Raw genomic sequence first — 16485 nt, forward strand, 5'->3', positions numbered from 1 at the left:
TGAGCGAGCTCAAACAGGGCATCGAAAACATCCAGAAAATCGAAGATTCCGCCCCCATGCTCTCCCAACTCGACTAGGGGCGCCGGAGGTCTTCAAAGACAACCGATGACCATCAAAGACCTGAAACTGCGCTGGAAACAGTCGATCCTTATCCTCGCCGCCGCGATCGGCATCCTGGCGGTCGGGGCGGCCGGCATCGGCGATCTGGCCCGCTCCATCACCGCGGAGCGCCGCAACCAGGCCCGCGAGATGGTCGAGGTCGCCGTCCGCCTCGTCCACCATATCGATTCCCGGGTGGCGGCCGGCCAACTCTCGCTACTCGAGGCCCAGGAATGGGCCAAGGAGGAGATCCGCAACCTGCGCTTCGGAGAATCCGGGTACTTCTGGATCATCGATACGCACGCCAGGATAGTGGCCCATCCGGTCCGGCGCGAACTCGAAGGCGTCGACATGGCCGCCGCCGCCGATCCGTACAGCCGGGCGGTTGCCGCCGCGGCCCTGCAAGCGATCAAAACGAGGGAAAGCGGATTCATCAACTATGAGTGGCCAAAGCCGGGCTCGGATTCCGCCGTTCACAAAGTCTCCTTCATCACCCTGTACGGCCCTTGGGAATGGATCATCGGCACCGGCCTTTATATCGATGACGTCCGCGAAATGATCTGGACGCGAACCGCCTTCGTCGGCGGCATCGCGCTCGCCGTCCTCGCCATCGTCGTCGCCGGGTCGATGTGGATCGCCCGCGGCATCGCCACGCCCTTGGCCGCCGTCACCCGCAGCCTGGTGCAATTGACGGAAGGGCAGTTTTCCTCGCCGGTCCGCGAACCGGAACGCCGCGACGAAATCGGCGACCTGGCCAGGGCGTTCAACTTTTTCCGCCAGAAGACACATGAGATGGAGCGGCTGCGCATCGAAAAGGAGATCGCCCAGGATCGCGAACGCCAGGCCCTGCGGGAAGGCGAGAGCCGCTATCGCCTGCTGGTCGAGCAATCGCCGGATGCGGTGCTGGTCCACCGGAACGACGAAATCATCTACGCCAACAATGTCGCGGCGTCGCTGTTTAGGGCGGAAAGGCCCGAAAAGCTTATCGGCATGGCCGTCGACGACGTCCTCGCTCCGGCGCACCAGGAAAAGGCCCGGGCCCTGCGGCGAAACGTCCTCGTCTCGGGATGGGCCATGCCGCTGACCGAGGGCGCCTACCGCAAGCTCGATGGCGAGAACTTCATCGCCGAGGCCACGGCCGCCCGCGTCCATGTCGACAACGGCTACGCGGTACACACGGTGATTCGCGACGTGACCGAACGCAAGCGCGCGGAAGAAACCTTCCGCAAGCTTTCCAAGGTCGTCGAGCAAAGCTCGTCCCTGGTCCTCATCACCGACGCCCACGGCCACATCGAATACGTCAATCCGAGATTCGAAGAGGTTTCCGGCTACGCGTTGGCCGACGTGGCCGGAAAGACCCCCGGCGTCCTCAAGTCGGGGAACACCCCGGACACCGTCTATCAGGAGCTTTGGGGCGCCATCAAGCAGGGCCGCGAATGGCGGGGCGAGTTTTGCAACCGGAAGAAGAACGGCTCGCTGTTCTGGGAATACGCCATCATCTCCCCGATCAAGGGCGAGGATGGCGGAATCACCCACTATGTGGCCGTCAAGGAAGACCTGACCGTCCGCAAGGCCTACGAAGAGCGTCTGCTGCGCCAAGCCCACTACGACGCGCTGACCGACCTGCCCAACCGCGCCCTGGCCATGGATCGCCTGTCCCAGGCCCTGGGCCGGGCCCGTCATGGCAACCGGGTGGTCGCCCTGATGTGCGTCGGCATCGACGATTTCAAACGGATCAACGGCACGTTCGGCCACGCCGCCGGTGACGACGTGCTGATCGAGGTGGCGGACCGCCTGCGGGCGGCCATCGAAGACAGCGGCACCATAGCCCGGTTGGAGGGCGACGTCTTTTCCATCATTTTCCCCGACCTCGAGGCCGGCATTCATGCCGAAATCGCCAGCCGGCGCGTCATTAACGCGCTGGCCGAGCCGTTCTTCATCGACGGTCAGGAAATCATCCTGACGGCGAGCATCGGCCAGACGCTCTTTCCCACCGACGGCATCGAGCCGCAGGTTCTCCTGCGCAACGCCCAATCGGCCCTCCAGCGGGCCAAGTCGGCCGGGCGCAATACCTGCCGCTACTTCACGCCGCGCATGAACGTGGATGCCAGGCGGCGCATTCAGATGCAGTCGCTGCTGCGCCGTGCGATCGAAAACGACGAACTGTCGGTGCTCTACCAGCCGGTCGTCGAAACCGCCACGCGCCGATGGGTGGGCGCCGAGGCGCTGATGCGCTGGAACAGTCCGCAACTGGGCCCGATCCCGCCCAGCGAATTCATCCCGTTGGCCGAGGAAAGCGACTTGATCGTCAGCCTCGGCGAGTGGATCCTGACCAAGGCCTGCCGGCAGGCCGCCCACTGGAACCGGTCCAGCGGCACCTCCCTGCACATGGCGGTCAACGTCTCGGCCCGCCAGTTGAGGGACGTGTCCTTCGCCGAGACCGTTGCCCGCACCCTGCACGAAACGACCTTGCCGCCGGACCATCTCGAGCTCGAACTCACCGAGCGGCTTCTCGTCGAGTGCGGTACCCAGAACGGGCGGATCATCGAGGTTCTCGACGGCATGGGCATCAGCCTGTCCATCGACGACTTCGGCACCGGCTATTCGGCGCTCACTTATCTCAGGCAGTTCCCCACCAAGATCCTGAAGATCGACCGCAGCTTCATCCGCAATCTGGGATCGAGCGAAAAGGACGCCGCCCTGGTCAAGGCCATGATCGCGATGGCCCATTGCCTTGGCATCAAGGTCATCGGCGAGGGCGTGGAAACGCCCGGCCAGGCGATGGTCCTCAACGGCGCCGGATGCGACTTCATCCAGGGATATCTCTACGGCAAGCCGATGTCGGCCGACGATTTCGCGGCCGGCCTTGCCGACAAGACCGCCAAGCGCGCCGTCGGCTGAACCCGGCAAACGGAACGGCCGGCTTTCGCCGGCCGCTCCAGGAACCGCATGGGGCGCCCGCGGGCGCCCGGACAGTCAGTTGAATCCGGCCAGAAGCCGGTCGATCTCGTCCTGCGAGATCCCCTCGCCGGGTTGCTGCGGCCCATGCAGCAACTCCTCGTCCGAAGACGCCGCCGCCTTGGCCGCCGGCTTTTGCGCCTCCTTGCCCTTGATCTCGCCCAATTCGCCGCCGAAGGCAACGACCAGGGCGTCGACCTTGACTTCGATCTCCTTGAGGGCCTTCACCACCTTGGTGATACGCTGGCCGGTGATGTCCTGGAAGCCGCACGCCTCGTAGATACGGGTCGTGGCATCCGCCAGGGAGTCCTGGTCCTCGCCCTCCAGCTTTTCGCTGACCCGCTCGATGGTTTCCGTGGCGTCCATGATTTCGTTGGTCGCATCCGCGGTCGCCTGGACGATGGCATCAAGCTCGTTCGTCGCCGTCGGCAGGTACTCGGCCTTCACCTCGTCGGGCCGCAGGGCCGCGATCTCGGCCTTGGCCGACTGGATATACCGGTTGAGGGCTTCCAGCTCGGCGTAGATCTTGCGGCTGACCCCCACCAGGTTCGGCGTACCGGAGGACAGCAGCGCGGCAATGACCTTGGCCACCTCCTCGACCTTCACCGTATCTCCATACCGGCGCCGCAACTCCTCGAGAAGCCGAGCGACGTCCACTCTCTTATTCGGCATGGCGGAACCTAAAACTCGCCCAGGACACTGGCCATTTTGGCCTTGAGCGTCTCGGCGTTGAAGGGTTTGACGATGTAGTTCGAAACCCCCGCCTGTTTGGCGGCGATCACGTTCTCCGGCTTGCTCTCCGCGGTCACCATGATGAAGGGGATGTGCCTCAGCTTGTCGTCGGCGCGAACTTCGCGGAGCAGCTGAATGCCCGTCATCGGTTCCATGTTCCAGTCGGAAATGACCAGTCCGAACCCACCTTCGCGCAGCTTGAGCAGCGCCTCGGTGCCATCGGTCGCTTCATGGACATTGCGAAAGTCCAATTGGCGGAGCAAATTGCGAAGAATCCTGAGCATCGTGCGATAGTCGTCCACGACGAGGACCTTCATGTTCTTGTCGACAGGCATTTGTTACTCCATTCCAGGACGGCCTCGAGACTTACCTTTCCTTCCCCCATTCTCCACGTTCCCCAAGGCCGTTGGACGGTCGACGCGGAACGTACAGTCTTGCCAAACATATTGGCAGAAGGCCCCATCCCGCAACCGGATTTGCATCGGCGCGTCGCCGACCGCGTCGTCGCCGGTTTCGGGGGAGCGGGAAGAGGCATTCATTGGATTTTGACTTCGGGCGTAAACACATAGCCGGAGCCGCGAACGGTCTTGATGAAAATCGGGTTGGCCCGATCCTCTTCGATCTTGCCGCGCAGCCGCATGACCAGCACGTCGATGCTCCTCTCGAAGGGAAACATCTCGCGGCCATAGACCAGATCCAGCAGGCGGTCCCGGCTCAGCACCTTGTCCGGATTACTGATGAAGGCGGCCAACAAATCGAACTCGGCGGACGTCAGCTTGATCTCCTCGCCGGCCGGCGCGTAAAGCTGCCGGCGTCCCATATCGAGCCGCCAGCCGGCGAACGTCGCCGTGTTCTGGCCCGCTTTCATTTCATGGTGGAGGTTGCCCGAACGCTGGCTGCGCCGCAGGACAGAGCGCACCCGCGCCAGCAGTTCGCGGGCCTCGAAGGGTTTCGGGATGTAGTCGTCGGCGCCGATTTCCAGACCGACCACGCGATCGACGATGTCGGCCCGGCCGGTCACCATGATGATGGGGACGTCCGATTCCGAACGGATCTCGCGGGCCAGTTCCAGCCCATCCTCCCCCGGGAGCATCAGATCCAGGATCACCAGATCGACGTCCTGCTTGCCAAAGATGTGGCGCATGGTGGTGCCGTCCCTGGCTCCGGACATGCGATACCCCTGGCTGCCGAGGTATTCCTCGATAAAGCTGCGAACAGTAGGATCATCCTCGACAACGAGAATATGCTCCGACATCGCTATTTTGGCCCCACCCTAATAATGCAGACACCCTGCGCCGGGATCATAGCAGATCACCCCGAGCCTGGGGAACCAAAGGAAAACGCCTGCTCGCGTTGATCGCCGAACGCGTTCGCCCCGCGCCATTCCGAACCCACGCTCCGGTCACGGGCGCCGTTCCGCCCGCTTTCGGCTTCCCCACCTTACGACCGTCGAACGCACAATACCCCGAAGTCGTGCCGAAAGGTAGCCGCACCAGAATGCGCTTCCAATGGCAAGAACCGTGCCACCCCTCCCCCGCCGGTGTCCCTCCCGCTCCCCATAGGAATGAGAATTAGTCCCGCCTCAATCCAAGGGGATATCGTAACAATTGAAACATACTCGAAAAAAAATAGAAATATTTATGAAAGAATGTCAACATTTTTGAAAACACATCTTTATTTACAACGAAACTCCGATCTGTATATTTGATCTTTGGTGCGCTGATCTTGAGAAAAGACAACACGTTGGGGCATTCTCGTCATATTCGGGCACCCCTTTCCAACCAAGAATAGCGTGTTGTCATGGCGTTTTGAAGCCGGCCTGCCCCTGCACGCGGGGGGGACCCTCTCCCGCCAGAGATCGATTGTCTTGGAGCCGTGGATTCGTATTCCTGCGCGAGACCAAAGCTTTTCAGACCGTTCCCTCGGCGATCCCTATCCCGACGTTCCGCTGTTTTGCGTGGCATCACCGTGCCTCGCCTCTATGGGAAGGTCGTCGTGCGTGGTAGTCTTTCAACCGATCCGTCGCCCCTTGGTGGTACGGCGGGAGGTTTGTCCAGAATGGAGAAGACGCCGACAACCCCCGGATGAAACGCGGCAATGGCTTTTTCCGTGAAGCCCTGGGACCGGCGTCTTGGTGCAAAGTGGAGAAGAAAATGCGAGCAGATGCCCTTGACCGGTCGAGCTTTCTGGGAGAGCAGCAACCGATTGGGAAAGGGAGCTCGCGCCTGGAGGAAGGCGGAAGCAAGGCATTCGTCAAGACCTGGATGCAAAAGGTCCTCCAGTTCCGCATTGGAGCGAAGATCGCGCTGGGTTTCGCGGCCGTTCTGGTTTTGACCGCGGGGGTCGCCTTCGTCGGTTGGAGCGGGCTGACCAATTTCGGCTCGCAGGTCAAGGCGGCCAATGACTCCAATGCCGTGGTCAGGACGCTGCTGGAAACCCGGACCGACGAAAAGAACTTTCAGATCCGCAGCGACGAGAAGTTCATCCAGGCCGTCGCCGCCAGGATCGCCCGCATCCACGACCTCGGCACCGAGCTGAGGGCCGAGGTCCAATCCGACGCCGACAAGGCGATGGTCGACCGCCTGCTGGCGGCGGTCGACGCCTATCACGCGGCGTTCACCAAGTATGCCGACCTACAGAAAGGCAAGGACAAGGCCCTCGCCGCCGTGGTCCAGGAGGCCGGCAGTTTTGAAGAACTGGCCGGAGAGATCGAGGAAGACCAGAAGATCGCCTATCAGTCCCTTCAGCAACGGGTCGACAAGCTTGAACTGACGCGCGACGACCGGCGCGTCAAGTCGGAAGACGCCAATCGCCTGCTCGCCATGGTCGGCGCCGCCCGCCGCGACGAAAAGGATTTCCTGTTGACCGGCGAAGAGGTGTACGCCCAGCAGGCCCGCCGGGGAATCACGCAGACCCTGGAGTTATGCGAAAGCCTGAAGAAGCGGTTCGACAACGCCGAGGTCCAGGCCCAGGTCGACCAAGTGATTGCCGCCGCCCGGACTTATCTCGCCGGCTTGGAAAAACTGATCGAGGTGGTGGCCTCGGTTCGCGATTCGGGGACGCTTGGCGAAGCCGCCCTTTCCGACATGGGGCGGCAGGGCCGGATCGCCCAGGCCCGCCTGACGACGCTTCAATCCAAGAACATGGTCGCCGGCGACGGCACCGCCCGTCTCGCCGCCTACCTGGGCGAGGTGCAATTGGCGGCTAAGGATTTCCTGCTGTCGGCGGATCAGCGGCTGGGCGAGCGCATCGGCGAAGCCATCCAGAAGTTCGTCACGCTGGCGGCAGACCTCAGGGCTGGCGTCAACGGCGAGGCGGCAAAATCCCTCGACGACGCGGCGGAAGCCATGAAGAGCTATGGCGCCGCCTTCAAGACGGCCTTCGATGTCCGCGTCCAGGCCGAGAGCAGCGGCGAACGCAAGAAGGCGGCCCTGGACGACATGATCAACAGCGCCCGCGAGTTCGAGGCGCTGGTTTCCCAGCTTCGTCTGGCCCAGGAAGACGAATACCAGATGATCACCGGCGAGGTCGCCAAGGGGCGCACCGAAATGGCCGCCAAGCTGCTTACCGCCAGCGACGCCAATCGTCTCATCAAGTACGTCAGCGACGCCCGCCACGCCGAGAAGGACTTCCTGCTGCGTGGCGATACCGACAGCGCCGCCCTGGTGGAGCGGGCCGTCATGCTCGTTCTGCCCCTGACCCAGAACATGGAGACCCGTTTCGAGAGTTCCGAGGACAAAGAGCTCGCCGTGACGTTGCGGGGCAAGGCCACGGCCTACGGCGAGAAGTTCAAGGAGGTTGTGGCGCTGACCGGGCAGCAGGCGACGGCCGATGCCGCCATGGTCCAGGCTGCGAATTCGGTCAACGAGATGGTCGTCAAGGCCGGCGACGACCAGCAGACCGCGATGGTGGCCCAGCAATCCCGGTCCAACACGTTGATGATCGTCGGCACCCTGGTGGCCCTCGGTCTCGGCGCCGTCTTCGCCTTCCTGATCGGGCGGGGCATCAGCCGCCCCATCAACGAGATGACCGGCGCCATGAAGCGCCTCGCCGACGGCGACCTGGAAGTCGAGGTGCCGGCCCAGGGCCGCAAGGACGAGATCGGCGAAATGGCGGGCGCCGTGCAGGTGTTCAAGGACAACGCCGTCGAAAAGGTCCGTCTGGAGGCCGAGCAAGCGGAACGGGAACAGCGGGCCGAAACCGAAAAGCGCCGGGCGATGATGACCATGGCCAATGCGTTCGAAACCTCGGTCGGACAGGTCGTCGAACAGGTGTCATCGGCTTCGACCGAGATGCAGTCTTCCTCCGAGGCGATGAGCGCGACGGCCGAAGAAACAACCCGCCAGGCGGCTGCGGTGGCCGCCGCCTCCGAACAGGCCTCGGCCAACGTCGAAACGGTCGCCTCCGCCGCCGAGGAGTTGTCCTCCTCCATTTCCGAAATCGGCCGCCAGGTCACCCACGCCTCGCAGGTCGCCCGCGCGGCGGTGGAAGAAGCACAGGAGACCAACGTGCGCGTCCAGGGCCTGGCCGAAGCCGCCCAGAAGATCGGGGAAGTGGTGGCCTTGATTACCGACATCGCCGACCAGACCAATCTGCTGGCGCTCAACGCCACCATCGAGGCGGCCCGGGCCGGCGACGCCGGCAAGGGTTTCGCGGTGGTGGCTTCCGAGGTCAAGAACCTGGCCAACCAGACGGCCAAGGCGACCGAGGAAATCGGCGCCCAGATCGCCGGCATCCAGACCTCCACCCAGGAGGCGGTCGAAGCCATCGCCGGCATCGGCAAGACGATCGCCGAGATCGACGAGGTGGCCTCCGGCATCGCGTCCGCCGTCGAAGAGCAGGGCGCGGCGACGCAGGAGATCGCCAGGAACGTCGAGCAGGCGGCGGCCGGCACCCAGGAAGTTTCCTCGAACATCACCGGGGTCAGTCAGGCGGCCAACGAAACCGGCGAAGCGGCCCGGCAAATCCAGTCGGCGGCGGGGGAACTGTCCCAGCAATCCGAACGGCTGCGCGTCGAGGTCGCCAAGTTCCTGAGCGGCGTTCGCTCGGCGTAGAGAAGAACCGGTAGGCATTCCCCATCCGTCCGCGCAAACCGGACCGATGGAGGCGGCTAAGGCAACGCGAAACGAAAGTCGAAAAAGGGGCAACGACATGCACGCCGACATGACCCGGGACGACCGCGCACCAGCCGCCTCTTCGTCGGGCGAAAGCGGTTCCCCCCCGGAAGCGCTGTCCCTGATCCGGCGGATCGGTCTTTCCAATGTCCGCATCGGGCGCAAGATCGGCTTGGGGTTTGCCGTGGTCCTGGCGCTGACGATCGGCGTGTCCTTTCTGGGATGGAACGGCCTGCGCGAAGTCGGGGCCGAATTCGAAAAGACCGACGCCGTGGTCCTCTTGGCCGACCGCTTCGTCGAAATCCGCAACGACCAAAAGAATTTCCAGATCGGCGGCGAGGAGCGCGACTTCGAAAGCGCCAGGCAGAAGATCGGCCCCCTGAGGGAACAGGCCGACGGCCTCGAGGCGCTGTTCCGATCGGTCGATGGCCGTGAGCTGATTGACAGATTAAAGGCCGAGATCGACCGCTACGAAACCCAACTCAATCTCTATCACGACCTAGAAGGCAAGAAGAAGGCGGCATTGGGCCGCATGCTGGTGCGGGCGTCCGAGATGGAAGCGGTGGCCGACGAACTGCGCCTGGCACAGAATCTTCGCTACAAGCAGATGGCCGAAGAACTGGCCAGGCTGGAACTGCAACGCGAGCGCCGGATGGCCATTGCCACCGAATCCGCCAACGTGGTCGGCCTGATGTCCGACGGACTGGTCGAGGTGCAAAAGTTCCAGCTTACCGGCAACGCCGCCCATGCCGATAAATTCAAGTCGTTGTCCCAAAAGGCGGCCATGAGCCTCGGCGACCTCAAGGTCATGTTGGGCGAGGAAGACGCCGGCCAGCTTCCCGACGACGTCTTCACTATGATGAAGAGCCTCGATGCCGGTTTTGCCAAAATGGCCGAGTTCCTGACCGCCGGGGACAAATCGCAGGCGCAGAATGCGGCAATGGCCGTGGAAAAAACGACCCAAGGGATCAAGGACATCCTGCGGGTCCTGGCGGCGGGCCAAACCGCGGAATTCGATTTCATCGCCAGCGACACCCAGTCGGCCAAGGAGGACATGGACGCCCGGCAGCTCATCACCCAGGATGCCGGCCGGTTGATCGAAACCGTCTGGAAGATCCGCCTCTCCCAGCAACATTACGTCAGCCGACCCGCCAGCGAGGCGGCCGACGATGTCCGTTACTGGGCCGGCGGGATCAAGGACGTGGTCGGCAGCCTGGCAACCCGGCTGACCGAAAGCGAAGACAAGGCCGCCATCCAGAAGATCGGCGAGAGCGCCGACGGCTACCTGGCGGAGTTCGAGAATGTCGTCGCCTTTACGACCGAGCAGGCCGAAGCCGATCAGGCCATGGCCGACTCATCGCGGGCGCTGAACGCCCGGATCGCACAGGCTACGGCGGACCAGAAGGCGGCCATGACAGACCAGCGGGACAGCTCGGGCCTGCTGGCGATCATCGGCTCGGCGGTCGCCCTCGTCCTCGGCGTCATCTTCGCCTTTTTCATCAGCCGGAGCATCACGGCACCGCTTTCCTACATCACCGACAACATGCTGCGCCTGGCCGAGGGCGACACCTCGATCGAGATCAGGAACCGCAGCCTCAGGAACGAAATCGGCGCGCTGTCCCGGGCCATGGGGGTGTTCCTCGAAAAAACCCTCGAGATGGGCCGCATGCGCGAGAAGCAGGAGGAGAACGAGCGCCGCGCCGAGAAGGAAAAGCGGGCAGCCATGGTCAAGATGGCCGACCAGTTCGAAGCCTCGGTGGGCGAGGTGGTCGAGCGGGTGTCCTCGGCGGCGACCGAGATGCAGGCCTCCTCCGAGGCCATGGGGGCAACCGCCGAGGAAACGACGCGCCAGGCTTCCGCCGTGGCCGCCGCCTCGGAGCAGGCCTCGGCGAATGTCGAGACGGTGGCCTCGGCGGCCGAGGAACTGTCCTCCTCGATCTCCGAGATCAGCCGGCAGGTGACGCAGGCGTCCCAAATCGCTTCGGCGGCGGTGACCGAGGCCGAGCAGGCCAACGTCAAGGTCCAGGGCCTGGCCCAGGCGGCCAACAAGATCGGTGAAGTGGTGGCTTTGATCACCGACATCGCCGAGCAGACCAACCTGCTGGCGCTCAACGCCACCATCGAGGCGGCCCGGGCCGGCGATGCCGGCAAGGGCTTCGCGGTGGTCGCTTCCGAGGTCAAGAACCTGGCCAACCAGACGGCCAAGGCCACCGACGAGATCGGCGCCCAGATATCGGGCATCCAGGCGGCGACGCAGGAGGCGGTCTCGGCCATCGAATCGATCACCAAGACGATCTCCAAGATCAACGAGGTCAACTCGGGGGTCGCCTCGGCGGTCGAGGAGCAGGGCGCGGCGACCCAGGAGATCGCCCGCAACGTCGAGCAGGCATCGGCGGGCACCCAGGAGGTTTCGGCCAACATCTCCGGCGTCAGTGTGGCCGCCAACGAAACCGGTACCGCGGCCGAACAGATCCACAAGGCGGCCGGCGAACTGTCCCGCCAATCCGAGACGCTGCGCGCAGAAGTCGACAAGTTCCTGGCCAACGTGCGGACCGCATAGCCGCTCCGGAACGGCAGGACGGGAAGAGAAAGAAACGGGAGGATGCAATGACCCCTTTTGGCGGAACCAGGACGGGTATCGACAGAACCGAAGATGGTGGGAGGGTGGCTGAATCTATCTCCAAGGGTGCGAAACGGAGCGGCCTGAAGGCAGTTTCCCGTTTGCGCATCGGTCCGAGAACCTTCCTTGGATTCGCCCTGGTGCTGGGGCTGACGACGGTGGTGTCCATCGTCGGATGGCAATCGCTCGGCATCTTCGCCGACCGCGTCGAAACCTCGGAAGGCATGGGCCGCCTCGTCACCCAACTTCTGCAGACGCGGGTCGCGGAAAAGAATTTTCAAATTCGGGGTGACGAAAAGCACGTCGCGGAGGTCAACGCCGGAATCGACTCCATCAACGGTGAAGGTACCCGCATCAAGGACGGACTTCGTACCGGCTCCGACCGGGACACCATGGATCGCATCCTGAAGGCCGTCGACGAATACCGGCAGGCGTTTGCCGTCTATGCCGACCTCGAGAGGCGGAAGTCAAAAGCCGTTGCCGAGACCATAGCGCGCTTCGAGGACGTGCAGCAGCGGGCCCAGCAGATCGCCAAAAGCCACAAGGATGCGGCGGAAGGAATCGGCAAGCGCGTCGACGAGATGGCGGGCGGGGAAAGGGACGCCTTCAAAAAGGTCGACGCGATCAGCAAAATTCTCTCGGTGATCGCCGACATGCGGCGCGACGAGAAGGATCTGCAACTGTTTGGCAGCGAAACCTATCAGAAGAGCGTCGGCGAGCAGATTGTCCAGGTCATACCGTTGACCGAGGCGTTGGGACGCGAGTTTCCCGACCCCGGAAACCAGGAGCGGGTGAACGCGGCCCTCGCCGCCCTCAAAGCCTACCAGGAGTCGTTCGCGGATCTGGTCGCCGTTCTGAAGGAATCCAAGAACTACGCCTTCCAGCAGACGATACTGCAATACGATCTGCAGGGCGAGGTCAAGAGGGTGGAGGATATCCTCCCCAAGCTTCAGGAAATCCTGACCGGCCGTGCGTCCCAATACGCGGCGCTGCTCGAAACCGGCAAGCTTTACCGCCTGCTCGCCGAGGCCCACTCCGTAGAAAAGGACTTCCTCCTCTCGAAGCAGCCGGCGACCCTGGTCGAACAGGTCAACGAAAAGCTGCGGCAGATCAGTAACTATGCGGACGGCATAAAGGGCCGCTTCCCGTCGGCCGCCGGCCTCGCCGAGGAGATGGACCGGATCGTCGAGGCCGTGTCCACCTACGCGACCAAATTCAAGGCCCTGGCTGCACTCCGCTATAACGACAAGGGACTGACCCTGAAGAAGGAGGTCGCGATCACCAGAATGGTCGAGAACGCCAAGACCTTCACCGATGCGATGACCGAACTGCGGGAACAACAGCAGCAGCATTACCAAGGCCTGGTCGACGCGGCCGATGCGGTGCGGGCGTCGATGGCGGCCGAGCAGAAGCTGGCCGAGAACGCCGGCAGCCTGACCGAACGCATGGCGGCGGCCCGGCAGACCGAAAACGCCTTTCTTCTGAGCGGCGGCGCGGACGCGGCGGCGACGATCGAGGAAGCCGTTTCCTCGGTCGTGAAACTGGCCGAGGACATGAAGGGCCAGATGAAAGACGCCGCCGAACAAAAACTTGCCGGCGAGATTCAGGAATTGGCGAAGACTTACCAAGCCAAATTTCAGGAGATCGTCTCGCTGACCCGCCAGCAGGAAGAGGCCGACCGTGGGATGGCCTCGGCGGCGGATCGGGTCAACGAGATCGCCTTCAAGGCCCGCGAGGATCAGGCGGCGGCCATGACGTCCCAAAAGCGGACGGCCGACACGGTGGCCATTTCCGGAACGCTGGGGGCGCTTGTCCTTGGCATCCTTCTCGCCTTCTTCATCGGCCGCAGCGTCAGCCGGCCCATCCGGGAGTTGATGGCGGCCATGAAACTCCTGGCTGCGGGCAATCTCGATGTCGCCCTCCCAGCCCTTGAACGCCACGACGAAATCGGCGAAATGGCCGGCACGGTCCAGATATTCAAGGAGAATGCCAACGAGAAGGTGCGTCTCGAGGCGGAACAGGAAGAGAAGGACCGTCAGGCCGAAGCGGAAAAGCGGGCGGCCATGCTGAAGTTGGCGGATACCTTCGAGGCCTCGGTCGGCCACGTCGTTGGCCAGGTGTCCTCGGCGGCGACCGAAATGCAGTCCTCTTCCGAGGCGATGAGCGCCACCGCCGAGGAGACGACGCGGCAGGCCTCTGCCGTGGCCGCCGCCTCGGAGCAGGCCTCGGCCAACGTCGAGACGGTGGCTTCCGCCGCCGAGGAACTGTCCTCCTCGATCGCCGAGATCGGCCGGCAGGTGACGCAGGCCTCCCAGATCGCCTCGGCCGCGGTGAGCGAGGCCGAGCAGACCAACGTCAAGGTGCAAGGGCTGGCCCAGGCTGCCAACAAGATCGGCGAAGTGGTGGCTTTGATCACCGACATCGCCGAGCAGACCAACCTGCTGGCGCTCAACGCCACCATCGAGGCGGCGCGGGCCGGCGACGCCGGCAAGGGCTTCGCCGTAGTTGCCTCGGAAGTGAAGAACCTGGCCAACCAGACGGCCAAGGCGACCGACGAGATCGGGGCGCAGATCGCCGGCATCCAGTCGGCCACCCAGGAAGCCGTTTCGGCCATCGACTCGATCACCAAGACGATCTCCCAGATCAACGAGGTCAACTCGGGGGTCGCCTCGGCGGTCGAGGAACAGGGCGCGGCGACGCAGGAGATCGCGCGCAACGTCGAGCAGGCGGCGGCCGGCACCCAGGAGGTGTCGGCCAACATCGGCGGCGTGAGTGCGGCGGCCAACGAAACCGGCACGGCAGCCGGACAGATCAACAAGGCGGCCGGCGACCTGTCGCGCCAATCCGAAACGCTGCGCGCCGAGGTCGACAAGTTCCTGGCCAGCGTCCGTACCGCCTAGGAACGCCTTTTCGTGAACAGAAACCCCCGCCGGGCTTCCGGCGGGGGTTCCTGTTTTCGGGGATCGGCGGGACACAGCCCCCTACCCGTCGAAAAGTGTGGCAGAACGTTACAACCGGCCATCGGAAAGAAATTTTCCCGACCAACTTTCGTAATACTCCTGTTCTACAGTGATGGACTGCCATGCAACTCCAAAGAGCAGTTGCGGCATCGAATCGGCCACGACCGACTTTCACCCGGCAAAAAAACAAGATCGATGAAAGCGCGAACGCGAAGAGGGAATTCATGTGGGAAAAGCTGAAGATTAGCCAAAGAATTATGCTCATCGTCGGGGGAACGGCCGTCGGTATCGCCGCCGTGGGGAGCTTCGGTCTTTACGAAATCCGCCACACCCTGATGGAGGATCGCAAGGTCAAGACGGAACACGTCGTCCAGGTCGTCGGAGCCCTGGCCGGCCATTACCATGCATTGCAGAAATCGGGAGCCCTCTCCCCCGAGGCGGCGCAAAAAGCCGCCCTCGGTGAAATCAGCAGCCTGCGCTATGGGAGCGGCGAATACTTCGCCGTCCAGTCCTATGACAACGTGATGCTGATGCATCCGATCAAGCCGGAACTGAACGGCAAGTCGTTGGCTGGGACGAAGGGGCCCGACGGCCAGTTGATCTTCGACATCCTGGTCCGCCTGGGCAAGGAGAATGGCGGCGGCTTCGTCGAATACCTGTGGCCCAAACCGGGAGCCTCCAAGCCGGTGCCCAAGATCTCCTATGTCACGCCCTTCGCCCCCTGGCAGTGGGTCATTTCGTCGGGCATCTACGTCGACGACGTCACCGACGTCTTCATGCGGGACCTGGCCATCGTCGGCTCGGTATCGCTGCTCATCCTGCTTTTGATCGTCGGCGGCTCCCTGGTCATCAGCCGGAGCATCACGCGACCCCTTTCCCACGTCGCCGCCAACATGCAGCAACTGGCCAAGGGCGACGTCAGCGTGACCGTCGAAGGAACGGATCGTGGCGACGAGGTCGGAGGCATGGCCCGCGCGGTGCAGGTCTTCAAGGACAACAAGATCGAGGCCGACCGTCTGGCCGAAGAGCAGCGGCGCCAGGAGCAGGAACGGGCGGCCCGGGCCAAGCGCATCGAGGATTTGTGCAAGGCCTTCGACGCCACCTCGTCGGAAGCCGTGAGGTCGGTGGCGGCGGCGGCGACCGAAATGCAGTCCTCTTCGGAATCCATGAGCGCGACGGCCGAGGAGGCCACCCGTCAGGCCACCGCCGTGGCGGCGGCTTCCGAGCAGGCCTCGGCCAACGTGCAGACCGTCGCCTCGGCGGCCGAGGAACTGTCGAGCTCCGTCTCGGAGATCGGCCGCCAAGTGATCCAGGCGTCCCAGATCGCCTCGGCCGCGGTGACCGAGGCCGAGCAGACCAACGTCAAGGTCCAGGGGCTCGCTGCGGCCGCCCAGAAGATCGGCGAAGTGGTGGCGCTGATCACCGACATCGCCGAGCAGACCAACCTTTTGGCCTTGAACGCCACCATCGAGGCGGCCCGGGCCGGCGATGCCGGCAAGGGTTTTGCCGTGGTGGCTTCCGAGGTCAAGAACTTGGCCAACCAGACGGCCAAGGCGACAGACGAGATCGGGGCCCAGATCACCGGCATCCAGTCGGCGACCCAGGAAGCCGTTTCGGCCATCGAGTCGATCACCAAGACCATCTCCAAGATCAACGAGGTCAACTCGGGTGTCGCCTCGGCGGTCGAGGAGCAGGGCGCGGCGACGCAGGAGATCGCGCGCAACGTCGAGCAGGCGGCGGCGGGCACCCAGGAGGTGTCGGCCAACATCGGCGGCGTGAGTGCGGCGGCCAATGACACGGGCGCCGCGGCCACCCAGATCCAGTCGACGGCGGCCGACCTGTCGCGCCAATCCGAAACGCTGCGCGCCGAGGTCGACAAGTTCCTGGCCGGCGTGCGAGCCGCCTGACCTTTCCTCGACGGCCTCCGGCCGTCGCCCGCCCGATCCTTTCCCCGTGCCGCCACGACTACGCGCGGCACGGGGGGGGGACTCGCCCATTTCCC

General features: G+C 63.8%; 8 protein-coding genes. 5 read left to right on the forward strand and 3 right to left on the reverse strand.

Annotation, left to right across the window (positions count from 1 at the left end; translation table 11 throughout):
* Positions 1-105 precede the first annotated feature (105 nt).
* Positions 106-3000 (forward strand): EAL domain-containing protein, encoded by a 2895-nt coding sequence (locus ODR01_RS24265; RefSeq protein WP_316980300.1) that lies wholly within the window; start codon positions 106-108, stop codon positions 2998-3000.
* A 75-nt stretch (positions 3001-3075) separates the two neighbouring features.
* Here ODR01_RS24265 and ODR01_RS24270 read toward each other — a convergent pair whose 3' ends face one another.
* From ODR01_RS24270 to ODR01_RS24280, 3 genes are all read right to left on the reverse strand, one after another.
* Complete coding sequence (locus tag ODR01_RS24270; protein WP_316980301.1) at positions 3076-3714, reverse strand: protein phosphatase CheZ; 639 nt, start codon at positions 3712-3714, stop codon at positions 3076-3078.
* Positions 3715-3737: 23 nt separating this feature from the next.
* Positions 3738-4124, reverse strand: coding sequence for a chemotaxis response regulator CheY (locus ODR01_RS24275; protein ID WP_316980302.1), 387 nt, complete (start codon positions 4122-4124; stop codon positions 3738-3740).
* A 200-nt stretch (positions 4125-4324) separates the two neighbouring features.
* Positions 4325-5044: a response regulator gene (locus tag ODR01_RS24280; RefSeq protein WP_316980303.1), complete on the reverse strand. Its 720-nt coding sequence runs from the start codon at positions 5042-5044 to the stop codon at positions 4325-4327.
* A gap of 1009 nt (positions 5045-6053) precedes the next feature.
* Between ODR01_RS24280 and ODR01_RS24285 the strand changes: the two genes are divergently transcribed.
* The 4 genes from ODR01_RS24285 (at position 6054) to ODR01_RS24300 (ending at position 16390) form a co-directional block, all read left to right on the forward strand.
* A complete protein-coding gene (locus tag ODR01_RS24285; RefSeq protein ID WP_316980304.1) occupies positions 6054-8843 on the forward strand; it encodes a methyl-accepting chemotaxis protein in 2790 nt (929 codons plus the stop codon).
* Between the two features lie 97 nt (positions 8844-8940).
* Positions 8941-11463: a methyl-accepting chemotaxis protein gene (locus tag ODR01_RS24290; RefSeq protein WP_316980305.1), complete on the forward strand. Its 2523-nt coding sequence runs from the start codon at positions 8941-8943 to the stop codon at positions 11461-11463.
* Positions 11464-11567: 104 nt separating this feature from the next.
* Positions 11568-14423, forward strand: a complete 2856-nt coding sequence (locus ODR01_RS24295; RefSeq protein WP_316980306.1) for a methyl-accepting chemotaxis protein — start codon at positions 11568-11570, stop codon at positions 14421-14423.
* A gap of 284 nt (positions 14424-14707) precedes the next feature.
* The gene (locus ODR01_RS24300; protein ID WP_316980307.1) at positions 14708-16390 is read left to right on the forward strand and encodes a methyl-accepting chemotaxis protein; all 1683 of its coding nucleotides are present in this window, start codon (positions 14708-14710) and stop codon (positions 16388-16390) included.
* Positions 16391-16485: the final 95 nt, after the last annotated feature.

Source organism: Shumkonia mesophila (assembly GCF_026163695.1).
Classification (GTDB): Bacteria; Pseudomonadota; Alphaproteobacteria; order Rhodospirillales; family Shumkoniaceae; genus Shumkonia; species Shumkonia mesophila.